The 13,501-nt window shown below is 61.8% G+C and carries 9 protein-coding genes; 4 read left to right on the top strand and 5 right to left on the bottom strand.

Annotated elements, in window-relative coordinates:
* Positions 1-158: 158 nt before the first annotated feature.
* Both GO014_RS04575 and GO014_RS04570 read left to right on the top strand, forming a co-directional pair.
* A complete protein-coding gene (locus tag GO014_RS04575; protein WP_116588595.1) occupies positions 159-836 on the top strand; it encodes a glutathione S-transferase family protein in 678 nt (225 codons plus the stop codon).
* On the top strand, positions 833-1,258 hold the full coding sequence (locus tag GO014_RS04570; RefSeq protein ID WP_157289287.1) for a DUF1489 family protein: 426 nt from the start codon (positions 833-835) through the stop codon (positions 1,256-1,258). The genes GO014_RS04575 and GO014_RS04570 overlap by 4 nt, the downstream gene beginning before the upstream one ends.
* Positions 1,259-1,411: 153 nt before the next feature.
* Here GO014_RS04570 and uvrA read toward each other — a convergent pair whose 3' ends face one another.
* Entirely contained in the window at positions 1,412-4,306 is a 2,895-nt protein-coding gene (uvrA, locus tag GO014_RS04565) for an excinuclease ABC subunit UvrA (RefSeq protein ID WP_157289286.1), read from the bottom strand.
* Positions 4,307-4,716: 410 nt separating this feature from the next.
* On the opposite strand from uvrA, the gene ssb reads away from it, so the two are divergent.
* The gene (ssb, locus tag GO014_RS04560) at positions 4,717-5,226 is read left to right on the top strand and encodes a single-stranded DNA-binding protein (RefSeq protein ID WP_116588597.1); all 510 of its coding nucleotides are present in this window, start codon (positions 4,717-4,719) and stop codon (positions 5,224-5,226) included.
* Positions 5,227-5,275: 49 nt separating this feature from the next.
* Here ssb and GO014_RS04555 read toward each other — a convergent pair whose 3' ends face one another.
* From GO014_RS04555 to GO014_RS04545, 3 genes are all read right to left on the bottom strand, one after another.
* On the bottom strand, positions 5,276-6,559 hold the full coding sequence (locus GO014_RS04555; protein ID WP_157289285.1) for a diguanylate cyclase domain-containing protein: 1,284 nt from the start codon (positions 6,557-6,559) through the stop codon (positions 5,276-5,278).
* Between the two features lie 108 nt (positions 6,560-6,667).
* Positions 6,668-7,195: a hypothetical protein gene (locus GO014_RS04550; RefSeq protein WP_157289284.1), complete on the bottom strand. Its 528-nt coding sequence runs from the start codon at positions 7,193-7,195 to the stop codon at positions 6,668-6,670.
* A gap of 178 nt (positions 7,196-7,373) precedes the next feature.
* The gene (locus GO014_RS04545) at positions 7,374-9,752 is read right to left on the bottom strand and encodes an efflux RND transporter permease subunit (RefSeq protein ID WP_157289283.1); all 2,379 of its coding nucleotides are present in this window, start codon (positions 9,750-9,752) and stop codon (positions 7,374-7,376) included.
* 343 nt (positions 9,753-10,095) lie between these two features.
* Between GO014_RS04545 and gyrA the strand changes: the two genes are divergently transcribed.
* Positions 10,096-12,903, top strand: a complete 2,808-nt coding sequence (gyrA, locus tag GO014_RS04540) for a DNA gyrase subunit A (protein WP_343030768.1) — start codon at positions 10,096-10,098, stop codon at positions 12,901-12,903.
* 33 nt (positions 12,904-12,936) lie between these two features.
* Here gyrA and GO014_RS04535 read toward each other — a convergent pair whose 3' ends face one another.
* Positions 12,937-13,428, bottom strand: coding sequence for a DUF805 domain-containing protein (locus GO014_RS04535; RefSeq protein WP_157289282.1), 492 nt, complete (start codon positions 13,426-13,428; stop codon positions 12,937-12,939).
* Positions 13,429-13,501: the final 73 nt, after the last annotated feature.

The raw sequence follows: 13,501 nt of genomic DNA, 5'->3' as shown, positions 1-13,501 counted from the left end.
AGGGACGTTGGAGTTATTCACTGGCAAAGAGTTTAGGGGAGGGCGCCCGGCCACTGGGCGCCCTTCTTCTTTTGAAGGGCTTGGTGAGCCGCTCCCCTTGCTTGACTGCGGCGGGTTCGAACCGCAAAACGAAGCGCTGCTGTGCGTGAGGACATTCGATGAAGCTCTTGATCGGGAATCGCAATTATTCAACCTGGTCGCTGCGGCCCTGGCTGGTGCTGAAGCATTTCGAGATCCCGTTCGAGGACGAAGTGCTGCAATTGTCCGGGCCGGGCTGGCGGGAAAACCTGGCCGCGCGGTCTCCGACAGCCAAGGTGCCGGTGCTGCTCGACGGTGAGCTGGTGGTGCCCGAAACCATCGCTATCATCGAGTATCTGGCTGACAGTTTTCCGGACAGGGCGATCTGGCCGCGCGACCGCGCCGAACGCGCGCTGGCCCGCGCCGCAGCGGCTGAAATGCATGCTGGCTTCAGCGCCTTGCGCACTCACGCACCGATGAATTTGCGCGCCAGCCATCCCGGCAAAATTGATCTTGATGCCGTGCGCAGGGATCTTCATCGCGTGGAAACGCTGTGGGGTGACCTGCTGGGGCGTTCTTCCGGGCCCTATCTGTTCGGGGATTTCTCGGCTGCTGACGCCATGTTTGCGCCGCTGGCAACGCGATTGCGCACCTATGAACTCCCCGTGTCCGACGTGGCCCAATGCTATGTCGAGGCGATCTATGCGCTGCCGGCCTTTCAGGCTTGGCGGGCGCTGGCGCTCCAGGAACCCTGGATCGTGGACGATGACGAGATCGACGTCATCCAGGGCCGAGTGGCGCCGGGGACGCTGGCATGATCCATATGGTCAAGCTCTGCGTTGGCGTTTCCAGCGTGGAGGAATTGGAGAGCTACCGGGACCAGCGTGCCCATTGGTGGGGCGCTGACTATGGCGAGGATGTGCATGTCCATCGCACCCGCATGATGCCCAAGCGCGGCGCCGAGATGGAGGGGCAGGGTTCGATCTACTGGGTGATGTCGGGCGCGATCTGCTGCCGACAGCCCATCCTGCGGCTGGCGCCCTATACCGACGCCGAGGGCAAGGATTTTTGCGACATCATCATGTCGCCGGACATCATCCGCACCGTGCCTTACCCTAAACGCCCGTTCCAGGGCTGGCGTTATCTGCGCGTCGAGGATGCGCCGCCGGACCTGGAGGCGGGCGCGAATGAGAATTCGGCCGAGATTGCCGCAGAACTGGCGCGCATGGGGCTGATTTAGATGCGTCTCAGACGTTGACCCTCCCTTCTGCCAGAAGGGGAGACGGGAGGGTCGGTGTGTGCGCAAGCTTCGAGCCATTCGAGCGTAGCTCTCATGGCCTTCTTAGCTAAATTCGCTCCACTGGCGCGAATTGGCCTGCGGCACGGTTCGAAGCTACTCAGCCGCTCTCGTCGCCACATTGGGGCGGCGGTCCATGATTTCCTTGAGGTAGATGCCGGTATGCGAGCGCGGGTTTTCGGCCACGGCTTCGGGCGTGCCGACGGCCACGATTTCGCCGCCACCATCGCCGCCTTCCGGGCCAAGGTCGATGATCCAGTCAGCGGTCTTGATGACCTCAAGATTGTGCTCGATGACCACGATTGTATTGCCGCCCTCGACCAGCTCATGCAGCACTTCGAGCAGCTTGGCCACGTCGTGGAAGTGCAGGCCCGTGGTCGGCTCGTCCAGCATGTAGAGCGTGCGGCCGGTGGCGCGCTTGGAGAGTTCCTTTGAGAGCTTCACGCGCTGGGCTTCGCCACCGGAGAGGGTCGTCGCAGGCTGGCCGATCTTGACATAGCCCAGGCCGACGCGCTGCAGCGTGGCGAACTTGTCGCGAATGGTGGGGACCGCCGAGAAGAACTCGACGCCCTCATCGATTGTCATGTCGAGAATGTCGGAGATCGACTTGCCCTTGAACTGGACTTCCAGCGTTTCGCGATTATAGCGCTTGCCCTTGCAGACGTCGCAGGTGACGTAAACATCGGGCAGGAAGTGCATTTCGATCTTGAGCACGCCATCGCCCTGGCATTTCTCGCAGCGACCGCCCTTGACGTTGAAGCTGAAGCGGCCCGGGCCATAGCCGCGGGTCTTGGCTTCGGGGAGGCCCGCAAACCATTCGCGCAGCGGCGTGAAAGCGCCGGTATAGGTGGCCGGATTGGAACGCGGCGTGCGGCCAATGGGCGACTGGTCGATATCGATGACCTTGTCGAGGAATTCGAGCCCGGTCAGGCTTTCATGCGGGGCCGGGACCACGCGGGCGCCGTTCAGCCGCCGGGCGATGGCCTGGTACATGGTGTCGATCATCAGCGTCGACTTGCCGCCGCCCGAAACCCCCGTGATGGCGACGAACATGCCCAATGGCACATCGACCGAGACATTCTTCAGATTATTGCCGGTGGCGCCCTTGATGGAGAGCGTCTTGCCCTTGCGGCCTTCGCGGCGCTCGGCGGGCAGGGGAATGCCCATGCGGCCCGAAAGATATTTTCCGGTCAGGGAATCCGGATGGTTGAGAATATCCTGGGGTGAGCCCTCGGCCACGATGCGGCCGCCATTGACGCCGGCGCCGGGGCCGATATCAAGCACATAGTCGGCGGTGAGGATTGCGTCCTCGTCATGTTCGACCACGATGACCGTGTTGCCCAGGTCGCGCAGGCGCTGCAGCGTTTCGAGCAGGCGTGAATTGTCGCGCTGATGCAGGCCGATGGAGGGCTCGTCGAGCACGTAAAGCACGCCGGTCAGGCCCGAGCCGATCTGCGATGCGAGACGGATACGCTGGCTCTCGCCGCCCGACAGGGTGCCGGAGTTGCGCGACATGGAGAGGTATTCCAGGCCGACATCATTGAGGAATGTCAGGCGCTCGCGGATTTCCTTGAGGATGCGTTCGCCGATCTGGCTCTGGGTGGGTGTCAGTTTGGCCGAAAGGTCGTTGAACCACTGGCTGGCATGGCGAATGGACATTTCGCTGACCTTACCGACATGCAGGCCATCGATTTTGACCGCCAGGGCCTCTGGTTTGAGCCGATAGCCGCCACAGGCCACGCAGGGCTTGGCCGACATGTATTTCTCGATTTCCTCGCGCATGCCGGCGCTCTCGGTTTCCCGGTAGCGGCGCTCGAGATTGCCAATTACCCCTTCGAACGGCTTGGTCGTCTTGTACTGGCGCAGGCCATCGTCATAGACGAAATTGATCGGGGTCTTGTCGGTACCATAGAGCACGGCGTGCTGGACATCGAAGGGCAGCTCATTCCAGGCAGTTCCGGTCGAAGCGCCGAAATGCTTCACCACGGCCTGGAGGGTCTGCTGGTAATAGGGCGCGCTGGTCTTGGACCAGGGCAGGATGGCGCCGTCGCGCAGAGACAGAGTGGCGTCCGGTACGATCTGGTCGGGGTCGATCTTCTGTTCAGTCCCCAGCCCATCGCAGACCGGGCAGGCGCCAAAGGGATTGTTGAACGAGAACAGGCGCGGCTCGATTTCGGCGATGGTGAAGCCTGAGACCGGGCAGGCGAATTTTTCCGAGAAGGTAATACGGCGCGGCTCGCCATTATCGTCCTTCTCATCGGCGAATTCGACCAAGGCGATGCCATCGGCCAGCTTCAGCGCGGTCTCGAAACTTTCGGCCAGGCGGCCCATAATATCCTTCGATACAACAAGGCGATCGACGACGACTTCAATGTCATGCTTGAACTTCTTGTCGAGCGCCGGGGCGTCCTCGATCTCGTGATACTCGCCGTCGATCTTGACGCGCTGGAAGCCCTTGCGCATCAGATCGGCCAGCTCCTTCTTGAACTCGCCCTTGCGGCCGCGCGCGATGGGGGCCAGCAGGTAAAGGCGGGTGCCTTCGGGCAGCTCAAGCGTGCGATCGACCATTTGGGAGACGGTCTGACTTTCGATGGGGAGGCCAGTGGCGGGCGAATAGGGCACGCCGACGCGCGCATAGAGCAGGCGCAGATAGTCGTAAATCTCGGTGACAGTACCGACCGTGGAGCGCGGGTTGCGGCTGGTGGTCTTCTGTTCGATGGAAATGGCGGGCGAAAGCCCCTCGATGTGCTCGACATCGGGCTTCTGCATCATTTCCAGGAACTGGCGCGCGTATGCCGAGAGGCTCTCCACATAGCGGCGCTGACCCTCGGCATAGATAGTGTCGAAGGCCAGGGACGATTTGCCCGAGCCGCTGAGCCCGGTCATCACGATCAGGCTGTCGCGCGGCAGCTTGACGTCGATACCCTTCAGATTGTGCTCGCGGGCGCCGCGCACGATGATTTCGCGGTTGAGGCTGGGCTTTTCGGTCATTTCGGGTCCATAGCAAGTCGCGCCGGCGGCGGGGGGAGGCGGCGAAGGCCAAGAAATAGGCCTTCGTGATGCTGCCCGCAAGTCAACTCGGCCGCTCAAGATTTTGTGAACGTAACCAGAACAAGGTGGATTCGGTCAAGCGTGGGATAGGGCAGCCTGCTGACATAAGCTGTCAGCAGGGGATGGGGGCTTGACTTCCGTTCCGCAAAATAGAACATAAGAGGAACAAATAGCCGCGAGCAGGCCCTGAGCGTTCTGTGCAGAACCGCAATTGTCAGGTGAATGGCGCCCAGAAAGGTCTATGGTGCGGCGAAACGGGTTGAAGGCCGCGCGCCGGGCGGCGGCAGGACCCATGAGAGAAAGCGTCCCGTAACCGGGCAGACCGGGACTGAATTGGAAGGATATGCGCCATGGCTGGCAGCGTGAACAAGGTCATTCTAGTGGGCAATCTGGGCAATGACCCGGAAGTTCGGAGCTTGCCGAGCGGTGGCAAGGTGGTCAATCTGAGCGTGGCGACATCGGAACGCTGGCGCGACCGCAATAGCGGCGAGCAGCGCGAAAAGACCGAGTGGCATCGCGTGGTGATCTTCTCGGAAGGTCTGGCGCGCGTCGCCGAGCAATATCTCAAGAAGGGCTCCAAGGTTTATCTCGAAGGCCAGTTGCAGACCCGCAAATGGCAGGACCAGTCTGGGCAGGACAAATATTCTACCGAGGTGGTGCTGCAGAACTTTAACTCGTCCATGGTGCTGCTTGACGGCCGCGGCGAGGGTTCGGGTGACAGCGGTGGCTATGGCGGCGGCGACGGTGGTTTCCGCGGCGTGCGCGACAATTCAGGTGGCGGTGGTGGCGGCGGACGCCGTCCTTCGGCCAATGCACCGGCCTTCGAGCCAGGCGGCATGGACGACGACATCCCGTTCTGATGGGATACAAAGTAATGGGCGGCCCGGAGCCGCCCTTTTTCTTTTCTGGTCAGGCCGCAGTAAAGTAGCACCAGGTGCCGCGACCTTCGGATTTTGCCTGATAAAGCGCGCTATCGGCATCGCGATACAGCGCCTCCGCGTCCTGGCCAGAATTGCGCGCCATGCCGATCGAGGCGCCGATCTGATGGGGCTGGCCGCCAAGTATAAAGGGTTCGCGGAACGCCTCGACGATGCTGGCGCAGAGGTTTTCCGGTCCAGGCTCGGTGCCCTGACTTGTAATGATGGCGAATTCATCGCCGCCGATGCGGGCAACCAGCGCTTCAGGCGCACAGTGGGCCGTCAGCCGGCGCCCGGCCTCGATCAGGCAGGCGTCGCCCTGGGCATGGCCCAAGGTGTCATTGATGGATTTGAAGCGATCCAGATCGATCAGGATCAGCGCGCCAATGGGCCTGGCATGGCTGTCGTCTCGCAGGTCATCCAGCCGGCTCTGGAACAGGCCGCGATTGGCCAGACCGGTCAGGGCATCGGTCTCGGCCATGCGCCGTGTCCGCTCGGCGAGCAGTTTTTCCTCGGTGACGTCCTGTTTCATGCCAAAAATGCGGCGTGCCTGTCCGTCCACCCCATCCACTGTGGCGGTGATCCGCATCCAGCGGTGCTTGCCGGTGCTGGTGATGATTTCGGCATCGAAATTGAAGTCGCCGAGCGTTTTTATGGCGCGTGCCCGCAGGGCCTGCATGCGGCGGCGCGAATGGGGCATGTACATCTTCAGTGTCTGGGCCCGGCTGACCGTCGAGCCGCGCGGCAGTTCGAACAAGTCATAGACACCGTCTGACCAGGACAGTTGCTCGTCGGGCAGGGAGCAGGACCAGATTCCAATGCGGGCCGTCGCCGATGCCCGCTCGATAAGATATTGCCGGTGCAGTTCGGCAGCGCGTCGGCGATCCATCGCGGCATGCCCAACCAGTTCGGTCACCCTGGCCAGCAGGAAACCGGCTTCAGCCTGGCTTCTCCCGGCATGATCCCAGAGCACCAGCCACTGCTGTCGCGCCTCATCGATGCTGGGCACCGGCACGGTCAATACAAAACTGGCGATGGGGTCGTCGTTCATGCTGACGCGGCCGGTCGGGGCGAGCAGGTTTGCCGCAATCCGGGTGGGTGACGTGGCGCCGTCCATGGCGATCCAGCGCATGCCGGTGGTAACAAACCCCGCGCCGGCCATGCCGGTCAGTGCCCGCAAACGAAACAGAAACCCGCCCGGCGACGGCGTGGTGTCCGGCGGAACCCTGGGTTGCTCTGCACTTGGCCAGTTTTCACTGAGGGGCTGCACATACATTGGCGGACCCTAGCAGTGCCTCCTTAAAACATTGTTTTCTCGGAGGGGTTTAGTTCGGCAAAAAGAGTGGCCATTCTGACCGCCGCTCTGGAAACGTCTTCAGCGTCATTAGCGCGAGAACGGCACTTCGGCGCGCAGGCTGTCGCCGGATTCGACATAGACGACTTCGAAAACCACCTGAATGGCGTCGCCATTAAGCTGAATCTGCGCCGAAATATTGAGATCCTTGCCTTCCTCGTCCTGGTCACGTTCGCGCAGGTTGAACACGAGGCCCGAGCCGCGTTTCTGGCCGACGGCGATGCCGGTGAAGGTGGCGTTGGAAGTCATGGCGGCTTCGAAGCGCCGGCTGGCATCGACATAGGCCATTGTGCCGGCAACCGACAGACTTGTTCCGGCCATTGCGCAACGGCCACTATAGTTGACCTTGTCCTGATTGCCCTGACTCAGGGACAGGCGGCAGACCACGGATTCCTCGTTTGCCCCGTAGAGCGTGCCGCGCCCGCGCCATTCGCCAATATAGGACTTGAGCAGGGCAACGTCGGCCGGCGCAGCCATTACAGGTGCGACACCGGAGATCGAAGAAAACAGGAGTCCTGCCAGCGCAGCCGCACGGGTCAGGGTTCCGAAACTGGTCATGGCGCTATGCCTCCAACAAGCAAAACAGGCCCCCCGGCATGTCTTCGCAGGCCAAGATTACCGATTGTCGGCCAGGGATGTGGCCGGTTCTCGCGAACGTGATCGCGCCACAAGCGGTCCGGCCGGAATCACTGCGCCGATGTTAGCTTTGCCGACCCATTTGCAGCAAGCGGCTCTCTCAGGGTGTGCGGCTGGCGCCGACGCGGGTGTCTGTATTGCCGGTCGGGTCGTCCGGTGTGGCGACATGATCGGCGGTCTGGACGTGGATGCCGGTGAGGTTCTCCAGCATGCGCGATGCGGCCACCAGCAGCGAGGGCAGCATGAACAGGTCGCCCACCAGGGCCAGCGACAGGGACAGCACGAAGAGCGAGCCAAACAGGGCCACCTGCGGCAATTCGGAGAAGGCCACGATGATGGTGCCCGCGCAGAGAATGACGGTGGTCGCGACAATGGCGCCGCCGATACGCCGCAGCGTGTGATGCACGGAATCGATATGGCTGCGCTGCTCTTCGCGCCGCCCATGCATGTAATGGGAGAGCATATGGATCGTATCGTTGACGGCGATGCCGAAGGCGATGGTCAGCGCCATCACCGTGGTCAGCTGCAAGCCCGCTCCGGTGGCCCAGAGCCAGGCCTGGGTGCCCAGTATGGGGAACATGTTGGGTATGGCGGAGACTAGAGCCATGCGCAGCGAACCAAAAGCGACGCCGATCAGCACCAGGTTGAGCAGCACGCTGGCCGCTAGGGATATCTGCAGCGAGCGCACGATATCGTCGGTGGCAAATGTCGTCAGGATGCGGAAGCCGCCCAGCTCGGCCTGGGGAATGCCGGCCTCGGCCATGCGGGTCTCGATGCGCGCCACCATGTCCTTGAGCGCCTGACTCTCCAGAATTGTCGGCATGAAGCCGGTGACCAGGGCCTGGCTGCCATCTTCGGTGATGAAGCGCTTGCGCATGAAGGGGCCGACGGCGTCGAACACCTCTTCGCGGGTGAAACCGCTGTCGGTGTAGTTCGTCAGGCTGGCGGCCGAGATGACCTTGTTTTCACCCAGCTCGGACTCGACGATTTCGTGAACGGTACGGATCGTCTCAAAATCCTCGGGCCCCACATTGGGGTTCATTTCCACCAGCGGCACGCGCACATAGAGCGGGGCGACGCCGCCCACGCCTTCATCAATGCTTTCGGCCGTGCTGAGGGCAGTGGAATCCTTGGCCATGAAGTCTTCGAACGAGAACCGTGGCTGGATGAGGAAGAAGGGAATGATCAAGAGGATGGTGAGCAGGATGGCGAGCACACTGACCGGGCGGCCGAACTTCATCGCCAGGCCAAGCGCGGCGGGCAGGGGTGCATTGAGCGCGAAGTTCGGCGCCTTGGGCAGCTTGAACCCGAGCCGCAGGGCTAGCTTGAGCAGAAGCGGCATCACTGTCATCAGGCAAACGAACATGATGGCGCTGCCGGCGGCGCCGGCCAATGCGAATTCCTGTACGCCCTGGCCCGGGGAGAAATAGAGCGAGGCGAAGGCCACGAGCGTTGTCAGGGTCGTCAGGGCGGTCGCGGGACCCACCAGCTTGAGCGTGGTATCGACGGCCTTGTTGGGTTCCATTCCGTCACGCCAATAGGCCAGCCAATTGAAGATGAAGAACATCGACTCGGCGAAGGCCATGACCAGCACAAGCGTCGTCACGATAATGGTGAGGAAAGAGAAAGAGCCAAACAGCAGCAGCACCGTGCCGATGGACCACATGACCGCCACGAAGGGGGTGGCGGCAACGATGATGGCGCCCCAGAAGGAGCGCAGGGCGAACAGGGCGATGAAGGCGCCCAGACCGAAGCCATAGACGGTGAACTTGATCTGGTCGTCGACCGCTGCGTTGAGCATTTCCGAGGTCCAGACCGGCGGGCCGGTCAGCTCGATCTCAAGGCCGGTGTCGTCATAAAAGGCAAGGGTTTCGCGCAGGCTGGCGATCATTGCCTTGGTGCCGTTCCGGCTCACCAGTTCCTGGTTGGGAAACATGATGAGCACCACGCCGGTCAGATCGGGCGTGATGAGGTTGCGCATCATCGGGTCGTTCTGCTGCAGGTCCATCAGCGCCATGGCGACTTCGTCGGCGTTCAGCATGCCCTCGGGCACAGCCGGCACGGACCCGCCGCTGCCATCGGGTTTGCGCAGGGTAAAGGGCGACATGGTGCCCACGGCATATTCATTGAGTTCGAGGTCGAAGGCGAGGCTGCGAATATCCTCCAGAACATCGGGATCGACCAGATTGGGCGAATTGACCATGACGTATATGTCGTTCTCGAAGGTCCCGAAGGTCTTCGAGAGATTGTCATAGGCGTCGTAATAGTGCCCGGAATGGGCGTAGACGCGCAGCAGGTCGCCGTCGACATTGGCTTTCGGGATCTGCCAGAAGCAGAGGATCGTGAACAGCAACACGATCACGGACATGATGCGCGGATAGCGCAGCGTTGCCACACCCAGATATTCAATGCCGAAACCAATGGATCGCCGGTTGGTGAACCAGTCGACGAAACGCGACACCACAGAACCCGAAGACACCAGAACCCGACTCCCCCTTGGGCGGCAATAGGCTCAATTTTCTACGAGTTTGTGGGCAATGCGTCCAGCTTGGGGCGGTCGCAAACTGATTGGGCGGTAAATGCCGGTTCAGGAGTGCATCGGACCCGGCGCTGCTTCAGGCGGCCTGAGAAGCCCGGCCTGGCGACACCGAACCGGCCCTGGGGGCGGCGGCTTGGTTATCGTGTCGAACGCGATTGCACCGCGGCGCGCCTGATCCAGAATCGAGCGCTGATCTCTCCACAGCTCAAACCTCTTGAAAATTGGCAATCGGGCGCGGAATCGCCTATCTATCGGGGATCAAGAACCAACGTAGAATCACCCCGTGACAGATACGCCTGATGATGTGAGCGGCGGACCCTCGTCCTCCGACATTTCTCCGATCTACATCACCGATGAAATGCGCAAGAGCTATCTCGATTATGCGATGAGCGTGATCGTGAGCCGTGCGCTGCCCGACGTGCGGGACGGGTTGAAGCCGGTGCACCGGCGCATCCTGTTCTCGATGAGCGAGAACGGCTACGAATACAACAAGCCCTATCGCAAGTCGGCGCGCGTCGTCGGTGACGTTATCGGTAAATACCATCCGCATGGTGACAGTGCCGTCTATATGGCGCTGGTGCGCATGGCCCAGTCGTTTTCGATGGGGCAGATGCTGGTGGAAGGCCAGGGCAATTTCGGCTCAGTGGATGGCGATATGCCGGCTGCCATGCGTTACACCGAAGTGCGCATGCAGCGGATCACCAATTCGCTGCTGGACGATCTGGACAAGGACACGGTCGATTTCCGCGACAACTATGACGGCTCCGAACATGAGCCGACAGTCTTGCCGGCGCGGTTCCCCAACATGCTGGTCAATGGTGGTGGCGGCATCGCCGTGGGCATGGCCACCAATATTCCGACCCATAATCTGACCGAGACCATCAACGCCGCATTGGCGGTGCTGGACAACCCGTTCGCAACGACCGAGGAACTGCTCGAGCACCTGCCTGGGCCGGATTTCCCGACGGGCGGCATTATTCTCGGGCGCGCCGGTATCCGGCAGGCCTATGAGACGGGCCGCGGCTCGATCATGGTGCGCGGTCGTTCCAGCATCGAGGAAGTGCGCAAGGAACGCGAAGCCATCGTCATCACCGAGATTCCCTATCAGGTGAACAAGGCCTCGCTGGTTGAAAAGATTGCCGAGCTGGTGCGCGACAAGCGCATTGAGGGTGTGGCCGATCTGCGCGACGAATCCAGCCGCGAAGGCATGCGCATCGTGGTCGAGGTCAAGCGCGATGCGCTGCCCGACGTGGTGTTGAACCAGCTTTATCGCTTCACCCAGTTGCAGAGTTCGTTCGGCTGCAATTTCGTGGCGCTCAATGGCGGCAAGCCGGAACTGATGAATCTCAAGCAGATTCTGGATGCCTTCATCGACTTCCGTGAGCAGGTGGTTACGCGTCGCGCGCGCTTCCTGCTCAACAAGGCGCGCGATCGCGCCCATGTGCTGGTTGGTCTGGCCGTCGCCGTGGCCAATATTGACGAGGTCATTGCCCTGATCCGTACCGCGCCCGACCCGGCGACGGCACGCGAGCAGTTGATGACCCGCCGTTGGCCGGCGGCCGATGTGGCGCCGCTGATTGCGCTGATCGATGATCCGCGTCACCGCATCAATGACGATGGCACGTTCAACCTGTCCGAAGAGCAGGCCCGTGCCATTCTTGAACTGCGTCTGGCACGCCTGACGGCACTTGGCCGGGACGAAATCGGCGAAGAGCTCAATGGCCTTGGCGCCGAGATCGAGGACTATCTCGATATCCTGCGCAGCCGCGAGCGGGTCCGGGCGATCATTCGCGAGGAGCTGGAAGCCATTCGTGAACAGTTCGGCACGCCGCGCCGGACCGAGATTTCCGATCACGCCGCAGACTTTGACGATGAAGACCTCATTGCACGCGAGGACATGGTGGTGACCGTCAGCCATGGCGGCTACATCAAGCGCGTTCCGCTCTCGACCTACCGGGCGCAGAACCGGGGCGGCAAGGGCCGCTCGGGCATGGCGACGCGCGACGAGGATTTCGTGGCGCGGCTGTTCGTGGCCAATACGCATACGCCGGTGCTGTTCTTCACCAGCCGCGGTATCGCCTACAAGCTCAAGGTTTGGCGCCTGCCGCTGGCCGCCGCCAATGCCCGCGGCAAGGCGCTGATCAATATTCTGCCGCTTGAACAGGGCGAGCGGATCACCTCGATCATGCCGTTGCCGGAGGACGAAACCTCCTGGGGCAATCTCGACATCATGTTCGCCACGACGCGCGGCACGGTCCGCCGCAATTCGCTGGCCGACTTTGTCGAGGTGCGCCAGAACGGCAAGATCGCCATGAAGCTCGATGAGGGCGACGCAATCGTGGGCGTGGACACCTGCACGGTGAACACGGACGTGCTGATGACCACGGCGCTGGGCCAGGCCATCCGCTTCCGGGCCGATGATGTGCGTCTGTTCAAGGGCCGTGACTCCATGGGCGTGCGTGGCATCCAGCTTGCCGAGGGCGACACGGTCATCTCCATGGCCATCATCAACCACTCGGACGCAACATCGGAACAGCGTGCGGCCTATCTCAAGATGAGCCGTGCAGTGCGCGGGGAGGCCGAAGGCGAGGACACAGGTTCGGACGAGGCCGATGTGGTCGCCGGCGAATTGAGCCCCGAGCTTTATGCGCAGATGAGCGCCACCGAGCAGTTCATCCTGACCATTTCCGAGAACGGCTATGGCAAACGGACCTCGAGCCATGAATACCGGATCACCGGTCGTGGCGGCAAAGGCATCGTCGCCATGGCGGTCAACAAGCGCAATGGCAATCTGGTGGCCAGCTTCCCGGTGGAGGATGACGACCAGATCATGCTGATCAGCGATGGCGGGCAGACCATTCGCCTGCCGGTGGGGGGCGACAAGCCGATCCGCATCGTCGGCCGTTCCAGCCAGGGCGTCATCGTGTTCGACACGGCCGAAGACGAAAAGGTGGTTTCGGTGGAGCGCATCAGCGAGCCGGAAGCCGACGAGGATGACCTGCCGCCTGAAGCGTCTGCGGATGGGCCCCCCGACACGCCTCCCAATGGCGATGGTGAGGGTGAAAGCCCGAGCGAGCCGAACGGCGAATGACTATGAAAGGGGCGCTGTGGCGCCCCTTTTGCATTAAATGAAGCGCTGGATCTCGCCTGCGTCGTTTCGGCGGGCCCGCTCCCTGGCGGCGCTGCTGCCCATTCGAACCTGTCGCGGAATGGTCGTGCGCGGCGGTCTGGTCCAGCTTGCTTGCGCCCGCGCGTCGCGCGGATCAGGCCCGAAATCGTTCTCGCCCTGTTCGGGCGGCCACATCATCCACACCAACATCGCTATGCTCCCGATCACGGGCACCAGTTGAATGAAATACCACCAGCCCGAACGACCGGTATCGTGCAGTCGCCGGACGGTTACGGTGATCCCGGGCATGAGGTGGAAAAGCCCGGCAAAAAGTGTGAATGGCCCATATTCGCCTTCGGCGAGATTGGCGCCATCAATCGTGTAATCGGCAAAGAGCGCGGCCCCACAGGCGATTGTCCCGAACAAAAAGAACAGCCAGTATTGACGCCGGGTGCTGCGACCCGAAAATTCGAAATAGCGCAGCATGCAGTCAAAATAGGATATCACGACTTTATTTCCCGCGTTATTGACCTTCGATATTACCACGACTTCCGTTGGCCTTCGCCAGCAAGTGTCGGCA

This window comes from Devosia marina (assembly GCF_009758415.1).
GTDB classification, from domain to species: domain Bacteria; phylum Pseudomonadota; class Alphaproteobacteria; order Rhizobiales; family Devosiaceae; genus Devosia; species Devosia marina.
The sequence above is the reverse complement of the archived record's forward strand: the minus strand, read 5'-3'. Positions and strand labels throughout refer to the sequence as shown.

Bases quoted from the DNA above. Each gene is read 5' to 3' on its own strand.
- GO014_RS04575 (WP_116588595.1), top strand. From the start codon at position 159: ATGAAGCTCTTGATCGGGAATCGCAATTATTCAACCTGGTCGCTGCGG.
- GO014_RS04570 (WP_157289287.1), top strand. From the start codon at position 833: ATGATCCATATGGTCAAGCTCTGCGTTGGCGTTTCCAGCGTGGAGGAA.
- uvrA (WP_157289286.1), bottom strand. From the start codon at position 4,306: ATGACCGAAAAGCCCAGCCTCAACCGCGAAATCATCGTGCGCGGCGCC.
- ssb (WP_116588597.1), top strand. From the start codon at position 4,717: ATGGCTGGCAGCGTGAACAAGGTCATTCTAGTGGGCAATCTGGGCAAT.
- GO014_RS04555 (WP_157289285.1), bottom strand. From the start codon at position 6,559: ATGTATGTGCAGCCCCTCAGTGAAAACTGGCCAAGTGCAGAGCAACCC.
- GO014_RS04550 (WP_157289284.1), bottom strand. From the start codon at position 7,195: ATGACCAGTTTCGGAACCCTGACCCGTGCGGCTGCGCTGGCAGGACTC.